Origin of the sequence: Streptomyces sp. NRRL F-5727 (assembly GCF_000719555.1) — a bacterium.
Lineage (GTDB): Bacteria > Actinomycetota > Actinomycetes > Streptomycetales > Streptomycetaceae > Streptomyces.
On record NZ_JOGX01000038.1, the window covers coordinates 1 to 10,952 of the forward strand.

At 74.7% G+C, this 10,952-nt stretch carries 9 protein-coding genes, 3 tRNA genes and 1 pseudogene; 5 read left to right on the top strand and 8 right to left on the bottom strand.

The window, feature by feature from the left end; translation table 11 throughout:
• From IF73_RS0123770 to IF73_RS0123790, 5 genes and pseudogenes are all read left to right on the top strand, one after another.
• Positions 1–260, top strand: a pseudogene (locus IF73_RS0123770) (DNA polymerase III subunit gamma and tau); the annotation flags it as partial.
• A gap of 61 nt (positions 261–321) precedes the next feature.
• Positions 322–1,572, top strand: a complete 1,251-nt coding sequence (gene purD, locus IF73_RS0123775) for a phosphoribosylamine--glycine ligase (RefSeq protein ID WP_031011440.1) — start codon at positions 322–324, stop codon at positions 1,570–1,572.
• Between the two features lie 262 nt (positions 1,573–1,834).
• The gene (locus IF73_RS0123780; RefSeq protein WP_234338326.1) at positions 1,835–3,583 is read left to right on the top strand and encodes a hypothetical protein; all 1,749 of its coding nucleotides are present in this window, start codon (positions 1,835–1,837) and stop codon (positions 3,581–3,583) included.
• 237 nt (positions 3,584–3,820) lie between these two features.
• Positions 3,821–5,281 carry a N,N-dimethylformamidase beta subunit family domain-containing protein gene (locus IF73_RS0123785; protein WP_031011444.1) on the top strand — a complete coding sequence of 487 codons (1,461 nt, stop codon included), beginning with the start codon at positions 3,821–3,823 and terminating at the stop codon, positions 5,279–5,281.
• Between the two features lie 86 nt (positions 5,282–5,367).
• The gene (locus tag IF73_RS0123790) at positions 5,368–6,276 is read left to right on the top strand and encodes a phosphoribosylaminoimidazolesuccinocarboxamide synthase (RefSeq protein WP_031011445.1); all 909 of its coding nucleotides are present in this window, start codon (positions 5,368–5,370) and stop codon (positions 6,274–6,276) included.
• 107 nt (positions 6,277–6,383) lie between these two features.
• Here the strand turns inward: IF73_RS0123790 and IF73_RS0123795 are convergent.
• The 8 genes from IF73_RS0123795 to IF73_RS0123830 form a co-directional block, all read right to left on the bottom strand.
• Positions 6,384–6,456: transfer RNA gene (locus tag IF73_RS0123795), tRNA-Gly, on the bottom strand.
• A 22-nt stretch (positions 6,457–6,478) separates the two neighbouring features.
• Positions 6,479–7,093 (bottom strand): response regulator transcription factor, encoded by a 615-nt coding sequence (locus IF73_RS0123800; protein ID WP_031011447.1) that lies wholly within the window; start codon positions 7,091–7,093, stop codon positions 6,479–6,481.
• Positions 7,090–8,355, bottom strand: coding sequence for a sensor histidine kinase (locus IF73_RS0123805; protein ID WP_051717210.1), 1,266 nt, complete (start codon positions 8,353–8,355; stop codon positions 7,090–7,092). The genes IF73_RS0123800 and IF73_RS0123805 overlap by 4 nt, the downstream gene beginning before the upstream one ends.
• Before the next feature lie 28 nt (positions 8,356–8,383).
• The gene (locus IF73_RS0123810; RefSeq protein WP_031011451.1) at positions 8,384–9,187 is read right to left on the bottom strand and encodes an ABC transporter permease; all 804 of its coding nucleotides are present in this window, start codon (positions 9,185–9,187) and stop codon (positions 8,384–8,386) included.
• On the bottom strand, positions 9,184–10,125 hold the full coding sequence (locus IF73_RS0123815) for an ABC transporter ATP-binding protein (protein WP_037880253.1): 942 nt from the start codon (positions 10,123–10,125) through the stop codon (positions 9,184–9,186). Before IF73_RS0123815 ends, IF73_RS0123810 begins: the two co-directional genes overlap by 4 nt.
• A 136-nt stretch (positions 10,126–10,261) precedes the next feature.
• Positions 10,262–10,334: transfer RNA gene (locus tag IF73_RS0123820), tRNA-Gly, on the bottom strand.
• Positions 10,335–10,415: 81 nt separating this feature from the next.
• Positions 10,416–10,487: transfer RNA gene (locus IF73_RS0123825), tRNA-Gly, on the bottom strand.
• Between the two features lie 109 nt (positions 10,488–10,596).
• Positions 10,597–10,941 carry a histone-like nucleoid-structuring protein Lsr2 gene (locus IF73_RS0123830; protein WP_031011454.1) on the bottom strand — a complete coding sequence of 115 codons (345 nt, stop codon included), beginning with the start codon at positions 10,939–10,941 and terminating at the stop codon, positions 10,597–10,599.
• Between the last annotated feature and the right edge of the window lie 11 nt (positions 10,942–10,952).

Genomic DNA, 10,952 nt, shown 5'->3' on the forward strand with positions numbered 1-10,952 from the left:
CCGCCCCGCCCGCGCCGGCCCCCGCCCCCGCGCCCGCCCCCGTACAGGCGCCGGCGCCCGCCCGGCAGGCCGCGCCCGCGCAGGCTCCCGCGCCCGCTCCCGCCCCCGTACAGCACCAGCCGCAGCCGCAGCCGGTGGCGCCCGAGGACGACGTGCCGGAGGAGGACGATCCGGACCTCGTGGAGTCGGCGCTCTCCGGGCACGAGCTGATCGTGCGCGAGCTCGGCGCCACCGTTGTGGAGGAATACACGAACGACTAGGGCCGTCTCGCTCGGTGGCCCGCACAAGGACCTTCCCGGCCATCGGGCTACCCTGGCTGGCGTGAAGGTCCTCGTCATCGGCGGCGGCGCCCGCGAACACGCCCTGTGCCGCTCTCTCTCCCTCGATCCCGACGTCACCGCTCTGCACTGCGCGCCCGGCAACGCCGGAATCGCCGAGGTCGCCGAGCTGCACCCGGTCGACCAGCTGGACGGCGGCGCGGTCGCCGCGCTGGCCGGCGAGCTCGGCGCCGACCTGGTCGTCGTCGGCCCGGAGGCCCCGCTCGTCGCCGGTGTCGCCGACGCCGTCCGCGCCGCCGGCATCCCGGTCTTCGGCCCCTCCCAGGAGGCGGCGCTGCTGGAGGGCTCCAAGGCGTTCGCCAAGGACGTCATGGCCGGCGCCGGTGTGCCCACCGCCCGCAGCTACGTCTGCACGACCCCCGCCGAGATCGACGAGGCCCTCGACGCCTTCGGCGCCCCGTACGTCGTCAAGGACGACGGTCTCGCGGCCGGCAAGGGCGTCGTCGTCACCGAGGACGTCGAGGCGGCCCGCGCCCACGCGCTGGCCTGCGACCGCGTGGTCATCGAGGAGTACCTGGACGGCCCCGAGGTCTCCCTCTTCGCGATCACCGACGGCACCACCGTCCTCCCGCTCCAGCCCGCGCAGGACTTCAAGCGCGCGCTCGACGGCGACGAGGGCCCCAACACCGGCGGCATGGGCGCCTACTCGCCGCTGCCGTGGGCCGACCCGAAGCTGGTCGACGAGGTCATGGAGACCGTCCTCCAGCCGACCGTCGACGAGCTGCGCCGCCGCGGCACCCCCTTCTCCGGCCTGCTGTACGCCGGTCTGGCGATCACCAGCCGCGGTGTGCGGGTCATCGAGTTCAACGCCCGCTTCGGCGACCCCGAGACGCAGGTCGTCCTGGCCCGTCTGAAGACCCCGCTCGCGGGCGTCCTGCTGCACTCCGCCAACGGCACGCTCGCCGACCAGGCGCCGCTGGCCTGGCGCGACGACGCCGCCGTCACCGTGGTCGTCGCCTCGCACAACTACCCGGGCACCCCGCGCACCGGCGACCCCATCGAGGGTCTCGCCGAGGTCGCGGAGCAGGACGCGCCGCACGCGTACGTGCTGCACGCCGGCACCAAGCGGGACGGCGACGCGGTCGTCAGCGCCGGCGGGCGGGTCCTCTCCGTCACCGCCACCGGTTCGGACCTGGCCGAGGCCCGCGAGCGCGCCTACGCGGCAGTCGGCCGCATCCGCCTTGACGGTTCGCAGCACCGTACGGACATCGCGCTCAAGGCCGCCCAAGGCTGACCCGGACGGGAGCGCGGGCGCGGCCGGGAAGTCAAGCGACCGGCCGCGCCACCGGCACCACCTTTACCCAAAGCCATTCGATCGAGTGACGGCTCGGCCATCTGGATGACGCCCGCCGAAGCCCCAACTAGGGTGCGGCGCAGGCGTTCCGGCACTTGGCCCACCGGCATTGCGATGTCAGTGACGGGTGCCACAGTGGGGGAGTGAGCAACACCACCACGGGTAGTCCCGTCCTGGACGGGCAGAGGGGGTGAGGTACGGCGTGTCCGGCAGCGGCTTCGGAAACGGCGGCAGCGACAGCGGCCTCGGCGAGGAGTGGGGCGTGCGCGCCGCGCGCTCCCGCGCCCTCGCGGTCCTCCGCGTCCGGGGGCGGGCGCTCGGCGCCGCGATCCTCCCCGCCGCCGTCGCCGTCGTGCTGTACGCGGGCGAGGTCACCGGCCACTTCACGGGGTCGGGATGGGCCACCGCCCGCTGGATCGTGACCGTCCTCGCCGTCCTCGTCCTGCTCGCCGCCGCGGCCGTCGCCCTCGTCGTCGCCCGCGCCCGTCCGGCCGTGACGCCGACGGTGGAGCTCACCGAGACCGCGGCCCCCGATCTGCACCGCCTGGTGCGGGACCTGGCCGACCGGCTCGACGTGCCCGCGCCCTCCGCGATAGCCCTGACCCCGGACTGCGACAGCTGGCTGGAGGACCGCTCCCATCCGGCGCACGGGCGGGCGGCCGTCCCCGCCGGCAGCGGTCCCGTCCTCGTCATAGGCTCCCCGTTCCTCTGGTGGATGCGGGTCGGCGAGCTGCGGGCGGTCCTGGCCCCGGTCGTCGCCGGCACCGGCCCGGCCGCCGATCCCGACATAGCCGCCGCCCGCCGCTTCGTCCGCGGGCTCGACGCGGCCGTCGCCGTCCCCGGCGAGCCCGGCCTCGGAGCGCTGCGCCGGCTCGGCGCCCGGGGCGTCGGCCGGGTGGCCCGGCTGCTGCTGCGGGCCTGCGGCACGCACGCCGCCGAGATGGAGCGCGGGGTCGCCGCCGCCGGATCCGAGCGCGCCCAGGCCGTGGACCACGGGGCCCGGATCGTCGCCCAGGAGCAGGTCGGCCTCGCCTACGCGGGCTGGGACCGGCTCCTCACCCGGGTCGCGCTGCCCGCCTGGCGGATGGGCCGCTGGCCCTCCGGACTCGACGCCGGCGTGGTCTCCGCGCTGACCGAGCTGTCGAACCGCGACCGGCTCGCGGAGGGCTTCTCCTCCCGGCTCGGCGAGCGCCCGGCCTGCGACCTCCTGGAGGAGCCCGGCGCCGTGGACGAGGCCGCCTCGCTGCTCGCCGCCCGGCTCTTCCACGGCGGCCCGGCCGAGCCCGGCCCGGACTGGGCCCCGGTCGAGTGGAGCCGGTACCCGGAGGAGGTCGTCGACCGGAAGTGGCGCGCCGAGGCCGCCCGCCTCCACGACGTCCTCGACCGCATGGGGACGGGCACCGCACCCGGCGCCGCCGAGGGCCCCACCCTCACCCGCGTCCTCACCCACCTGACGGCCCCGCCCCCTGCCGCCGCGCCGGAGAAGGCCGCCGCCGTCACCCCGCACACCGGCGAGGCCGACGAGGACGACGACGAGGTCGGCAACCCCGCCGCCGACGCGCTCGCCGCCGCGCTCAGCGCCCAGGTGGCGCGCGAGGAGGCCCAGCGGGAGGCCAGAGCCGCGGCCGCCGCCCCGGCGGGCGGGGGCATCGCCGGCTTCTCCGGCCCCGACGGGCCCTGGCCGCTCTGTCCGCTGCTCCCGCCCCGAACCGGCCGGGACCTGCTCGCCGACCACGTGACCGCGCTGGTCTGCTGCGCCGCCGTCGACTCCACCGGTGCCGCGCCCGGCCTCGACTGGCTCGACGGGCCCGCGCTGCTCGTCGGCGGCGAGCGGGCGGCGGACCTCGGGCCGCGGGTGCTGGCCCTGGTCGAGGAGGGCGACCCGGCGCCGCTGCGGGCCTGGCTCAGCACCACCGGCGTCCGCCCGGAGAAGCCCGTCCGGCTCCTCTGACGCGCGCGCAGGACGACGCCTCCCGGACGGCCCGCCCGGACCGCCCTCCCGGACGGCCCTCGCGGACCGCCCCGGTACCGACTACCGGAGCGTCGTGTTCCACCTTCAACGATTTCACGACGAACGGTGACGGAGTGCGTGCGTTATGTGATGTGCTGGAGACCGGCACTGACAGAGGCACCATCCGCGGGCAGGGGCCCGCGGCACTGACCGGGGGAGTCGAGGGAGGGGCGCGCCATGGGGGCGGAGCAGATCAGGCGCTGGGAGTCGGGTGCGCTCGCGCACGCGGTCTCCGATCCCTTCGGCCAGGGCCCGCTGCCCTGGCTGCGCGGTTCGGAGAACTACTTCGACGACACGGGGCAGATGGTGCCCTGGTACGCGGACGAGACGCTGGCCCGCGGCGGCGCGGGCGGGCCCCGCACCGCCGACGACGTACGCCGCCAGATCAAGGGCTTCGCCTCCGGCGGCGCCGTGGCGCCCGGCGAGTCGATCGACTTCCACGTCACGGTGGACCCGCCGCAGCCGTTCTCGGTCGACGTCTACCGGATCGGGCACTACGGCGGCGACGGCGCCGCGAAGATCACCACCAGCCCGCGGCTCTCCGGCATCGTCCAGCCGCCGCCGCTCACCGCCGACCGCACGGTCTCCTGCCACCACTGGTGGCAGTCCTGGCGGCTCCAGGTCCCGAGCTACTGGTCGATCGGCGCGTACGTCGCCGTCCTCACGACCGCCGACGGCTACCGCTCCCACATCCCCTTCACGGTCCGCGACTCCCACCCGGCGGACCTCCTCCTCGTCCTCCCGGACGTGACCTGGCAGGCGTACAACCTCTACCCGGAGGACGGGCGCACCGGCGCCAGCCTCTACCACGCGTGGGACGAGGAGGGCCGGCTGCTCGGCGAGGAGGAGGCGGCGATCACCGTCTCCTTCGACCGGCCGTACGCGGGCGCGGGCCTGCCCCTGCACGTGGGCCACGCCTACGACTTCATCCGCTGGGCGGAGCGGTACGGCTACGACCTGGCGTACGCGGAGACCCGCGACCTGCACGCCGGCCGGATCGACCCGACCCGCTACCGGGGCCTGGTCTTCCCCGGCCACGACGAGTACTGGTCGGCGCCGATGCGGAAGGCCGCCGAGCGCGCCCGCGACCAGGGCACCTCGCTGGTCTTCCTCTCCGCCAACACCATGTACTGGCACGTGGAGCTGGGCCCCTCGCCGTCCGGCGTGCCGGACCGGCTCCTCACCTGCCGCAAGCGCCGCGGCCCCGGCCGCCCCGCCCTCTGGCGCGAGGTGGACCGTCCCGAGCAGCAGCTCCTCGGCATCCAGTACGCCGGCCGGGTGCCCGAACCGCACCCGCTCGTCGTGCGGAACGCGGAGCACTGGCTCTGGGAGGCGACCGGCGCCGGCGACGGCGACGAGCTGCCCGGCCTGGTCGCCGGCGAGGCGGACCGCTACTTCCCGCGCACCCCGCTCCCCGAGCACGACAGCCGCATCCTGCTCGCCCACTCGCCCTACCGGGACGGCGACGGGGTGCTGCGGCACCAGGAGACCAGCCTCTACCGGGCGCCGTCGGGCGCCTGGGTCTTCGCCTCCGGCACCTTCGCCTGGTCGCCGGCGCTGGACCGGCCGGGCCATGTGGACCCCCAGGTGCAGCGCGCCACCGCCAACCTCCTCGACCGGATCTGTAAGAGGGACTGACCGGGGCGAGCCCGCCCCGGTCGGCGGGCCCGCTCGCGCGTGCGAGAGAATCGGACCGTTCCTGGATCAACCTACGCGGAGGAACCGTGTCCGGATTCGTAGAAAAGCCCGAGCCCGTCGAGGTCCCGGGCCTGACCCACCTGCACACGGGCAAGGTGCGCGACCTGTACCGGAACGGGGCCGGCGAGCTCGTCATGGTGGCGAGCGACCGCATGTCCGCGTACGACTGGGTCCTGCCCACCGAGATCCCGGACAAGGGCCGCGTCCTCACCCAGCTCTCGCTGTGGTGGTTCGACCAGCTCTCCGACCTGGCCCCTAACCACGTGCTCTCCACCGAGCTGCCGGCCGGCGCCCCCGCCGACTGGGCGGGCCGGACCCTGATCTGCAAGTCCCTGGACATGGTCCCGGTCGAGTGCGTCGCCCGCGGCTACCTGACCGGCTCCGGCCTGGTCGAGTACGACGAGTCCCGCACGGTCTGCGGCCTCGCGCTCCCCGAGGGGCTGACCGACGGCTCCGAGCTGCCCGCGCCGATCTTCACCCCGGCGACCAAGGCCGCCGTCGGCGACCACGACGAGAACGTCTCGTACGAGGAGGTGGCCCGCCAGGTCGGCGCCGAGACCGCCGCCCTGCTGCGCCAGACCACCCTCGCCGTCTACGGCCGGGCCCGGGACATCGCCCGGGAGCGCGGGATCATCCTCGCCGACACCAAGTTCGAGTTCGGCTTCGAGGGCGGGACCCTCGTCCTCGCCGACGAGGTGCTGACCCCGGACTCCTCGCGCTTCTGGCCGGCCGACCAGTGGCAGCCGGGCCGCGCCCAGCCCTCGTACGACAAGCAGTTCGTCCGGGACTGGCTGACCTCCCCGGCCTCCGGCTGGGACCGGAAGAGCGAGCAGCCGCCGCCGGCCCTCCCGCAGGAGATCGTGGCCGCCACCCGCGCCAAGTACGTGGAGGCGTACGAGCTGCTGACCGGCAGGTCCTGGTCCGACAGCTTCTAGCCGCGCCCGGCCGTACGGGTCCCCTCGCCGGGGCCCGTACGGCTCCGGCTGTGTGGCCGCGCACACGAAGAAGGCCCCGGTTCCTGAGAACCGGGGCCTTCACGCTGAGCGGACGACGAGATTCGAACTCGCGACCCTCACCTTGGCAAGGTGATGCTCTACCAACTGAGCCACGTCCGCCTGCGCCGTAGCGCGCTGCTAACTATACCCAACCTTTCGACCGCGCGAGACGCACCGCGGCATGACGGTTCTCGGCACCGAGCTTCGCGGCGGCGGAGGAGAGGTAGTTCCGGACCGTGCCGGGGGAGAGCGCGGCCCGCCGGGCGATCTCCGTGACGGGGGCGCCGTCGGCGGCGAGTTCGAGCACCTCGGCCTCCCGGGCGGTCAGCGGGGAGTCGCCGGCCGCGATCGCGTCGGCCGCCAACTCCGGGTCCACGTAACGGTTTCCGGCGTGCACGGTACGGATCAGCTCGGCCAGCCGCTGGGCGCTGACGGTCTTCGGGGCGAAGCCGCGGACGCCCGCCGCGAGGGCCCGCTTGAGGTGGCCGGGGCGGCCGTGGCTGGTCACGATCATCGTGCGGCAGTCGGGCAGTTCGTCCCGGATCGATGTGGCCACCGTCACACCGTCCGCCCCCGGCATCTGGAGGTCGAGGACGGCGACGTCGGGCCGGTGGGCGCGGGCCATGGCGAGCGCCTCGGGGCCGGTCGCCGCCTCGGCGACGACGACCAGGTCGTCCTCCAGGGCGAGCAGGGCGGCGAGCGCGCCCCGGATCAGGTGCTCGTCGTCGGCGAGCAGCACGCGTACGGGCTCGGTCACGCGACCGTCTCCCTCTCCTGTCGGGTGCCGGTGTTCTCCGGCACGGCCAGCGGCACCCGGGCGGTGACGCGGAAGGAGTGCGGGTCCGCGAACCCGGCCTCCAGGGTGCCGCCCACCGCCCCGAGCCGTTCGCGCAGCCCGGCGAGGCCGGAGCCGGTACGGCCGGGGGCGCCGGCCCCGTCCCGTACGGAGGCCCCGTCGTTCTCGACGGTCAGCAGCACCTCGTCCGCCGTCCGCCGCAGGGCGATCGCGCAGCGGCGGGCGTCGCCGTGCCGCAGCACGTTGGTGGTGGTCTCGCGGACGACCCAGCCGAGCGCGGACTGCACCCCGGAGGGCAGGTCGAGGGCGGGGGCGTCGACGGCGCAGTCGATGCCGGCGGCGTCGAGGACGCCCCGGGCGCCCTCCAGCTCGACCCGCAGATCGGCCTCCCGGTAGCCGCGGACGACCTCCCGGACCTCCCGCTGGGACTCCTGGGCGATCCGCTGGACCTCGACCATCTGGTCCACGCCCTCGGGGCGGCCGCGCCGGGCGAGCTGGACGGCCAGCTCGCTCTTGAGCGCGATCACCGAGAGGTTGCGGCCCATGACGTCGTGCAGGTCGCGGCCGAAGCGGAGCCGTTCCTCGGCGACGGCGAGGCGGGCCTTCAGGTCGCGGGAGCGCTCCAGCTCCTGGACGACGCCGAGCAGCCAGGAGGAGAAGCCGCAGGCGCCGGCGGTCCCGCAGCCGCCGACGGCGACGGCGAGGACGGTGGCGGCGCCGGGCAGCAGGCCGTGGCCGAGCAGGACGACGGGCAGCGCGGTGACGAGTCCGGCGGCGCCCGCCACGTACAGCATCCGCCGGACGCCGTCGACGCAGAGGGCGAGCGTGCCCACGGTGAAGACGGCGGTGCCGACGATCACGCTCGCGTTGATGGAGGCGTCGGGCAGCACCCCGGCCGTCCACAGCACGACGACGATCAGGTTGCCCGTCGCGGTCGTGGCGGCGACGCCGGTCGCGAGCCGGACGGGCCGGGGCCGGATGCCGGTGGTGTGGTCGAGGCTGCGGGAGGCGAGGAAGCCGCAGAGCAGCGCGTGGACGAGGACCCACAGGCAGAGCCCGACGGCGCCGGCGGTGGAGAGCGGGCTGTCGTCGGAGCGGGAGAGCGGGATGCCTCCGAAGGCGAACAGCTCGATCGGTACGAAGAGGTGGAAGGTCCAGCGGGTGTACAGCTCGACCTTCCCGGCGACGCTGCGCCGTGACCACCATCCCGTCATCGCGGACATCCGTCCCCGTCTCCCCTCCGGTCCCGCCCTAGCGCCGCGGTTCCCAGCGGAACCAGTGGCGGACCGCCCACCCCGTCAGGACGCCCCAGGCCACTGTATTGAGCGCGGCGGTGAGCAGGCTGCCCGCGTGGGCGGTGCCGAGCCAGCCGGCCCGGACGAACTCCATGACGCCGCTGAGCGGGAGCAGCTGGGCGAGGTCGGCGGCGAGGCCGGGCAGGGCGTCGCGGGGGACGAAGAGACCGGAGCCGAAGGAGGAGACGAGGAAGAGCGGCAGGGTGGTGAGGCCGGCGCTCTCGACGGTGCGGGTGATGGTGGTGGTGACGGCGGCGAGCCCGGCGAGCAGCGCGATCGCGGCGGCGAGGCCGAGGACGAGCAGGTCGGGGCGGGCGGGGGCGTCGAGGTCGAGGAGGGCGACGCCGCCGACGGTGAGGATCGCGCACTGGGCGAGGGCGATGGCGGTGGCGGGCAGCGCGGCGCCGGCGAGGATCTCGGGGTCGGTGGCCTCGCCGGTGCGCAGCCGCTTGAGGACGAGTTCCTCGCGGCGGGCGGTGAGGCTGGAGGTGAGGCTCATGTAGACGACGAGCAGCAGGACCATGCCGGTGCCGCCGATGAGGGTGGCGGCGCCGAGGGAGATGCCGAGGGTGGCCTCGTCGACGCCCTTGAGGGAGGACCGCAGCAGGAAGATCATCAGCAGCGGCATGGCGGCCGCGACGAAGAGGTTGTTGCGGTTGCGGCCGAGGAGGGTGAGTTCGGCCCGGCCGAGGGCGGCGAGCCGGGTGAGGGTGGTGGACGGGCGGCCGGTGGCGGGTGCGGTGGTCTGTGGCGTGTTCATCGGGTCGCGGTCTCCTTCGGTCCGGCGCCGGCCGGGGCGTCCTCCGTGCGGGAGGCGATGTCGAGGAACGCCTCTTCGAGGGAGGCGGAGCGGGCGTCGAGTCCGTCGAGCCGGACGCCGTGGTCGCGGGCCCAGTCGAGGAGCGCGGTGAGGTCGTCCTGGAGGGCGTGGGTGCGGATCTCGACGCGGTCGGCGTCCTCGGCGGCCTTCAGCGCGAGCGGCAGCCGGGCGGCGGGCACGCCCGCGGGGAGGGCGAAGCGGATCCGGGCGGGCTGGGCGGCGGTGACCTCGGCGGGGGTGCCGGAGAGGACGATCCGGCCGCGGTGCATGATCGCGAGCCGGTCGGCGAGCGTCTCGGCCTCCTCCAGGTAGTGGGTGGTGAGGAGGACGGTGGTGCCCTGGTCGCGCAGGGCGCGGACGAGTTCCCAGGTGTCGCGGCGGCCCTCGGCGTCGAGCCCGGTGGTGGGTTCGTCGAGGAAGAGGACCTCGGGGCGGCCGAGGAGGGCGCAGGCGAGGTCGAGGCGGCGGCGCTCGCCGCCGGACAGCTGCTTGATCCGCACCTTCTCGCGGCCGGTGAGGCCGACGGCGCCGAGCGCCTCGGCGGCGGGCCGGGCGCCGCTGGTGCAGCCGGCCCACATGCGTACGGTCTCGGCCACGGTGAGGTCGGAGGGGAAGCCGCCCTCCTGGAGCATGACGCCGATCCGGGGGCGGACGGCGGCGCGTTCGCGGTACGGGTCGTGACCGAGGACGCGGGCGGTGCCGCCGGTCGGGGCGGCGAGGCCCTCCAGGAGTTCGACGGTGGAGGTCTTTCCGGCGCCGTTGGTGCCGAGGAGGGCGAAGATCTCGCCCCGGGGCACCGAGAGGGAGAGGCCGCGCACCGCCTCGAAGCCGCCGGCGTAGGTGCGGCGCAGGTCGGTCGCCTCGATCGCGTGAGTCATGGCTCCAGCCTTCCGCCCGGACGCGGCGGAGGGCAGTGCGCGCTGTCATCACCCCGACTGACAAATGTCATGGCCGGTATCCGGTATCCGGAAACGCAGAAGGACCCGGTTCCTGAGAACCGGGTCCTTCACGCTGAGCGGACGACGAGATTCGAACTCGCGACCCTCACCTTGGCAAGGTGATGCTCTACCAACTGAGCCACGTCCGCATTGCTCCCGACAGGCTTTCGCCGGTCGGTGCGAGCACCACTCTACCTGATCCACCGGAGTGGTCGGTAACCGTGATGCAGAGCGGGTGACAGGGATCGCACACTGCGCCTTCCCCCTGGAAGGGGGACGTTCTACTACTGAACTACACCCGCACGCTGCGTGGGACTCGGCTTTTCGGCCTCGCCCCTCGGCGTGATCCAGACTCTAGCCGATCAAGGGGGGTGGAACGCAAATCCGTTCCGCCCGCCCTCTCCGGCGGCGTCAGCTCGCCTCGCGGAAGGCCTCGTAGACCCGCTTGGGGATGCGGCCCCGGGCCGGCACGTCCATCTTGTTGGACTGCGCCCAGGCGCGGACCGCCGCCGGGTCGGGGGCGAGGGCCGTGTGCCTGTGCGGGGCGGCGGTGGTTCCGGTCACACCGGACGCCGCCTTGCCCGTCTGCTTCCGCCCGGCCGCGAGGTAGGGCGCGAGGGCCTTGCGGAGTTTCTTTGCATTGGCAGCATTCAGGTCGATCTCGTACATCTTCCCGTCGAGCCCGAACGCGACCGTTTCCGCCGCTTCTCCGCCGTCGATGTCGTCGGAGAGGGTGACCACCACTCGCTGCGCCACGGATATCGGTC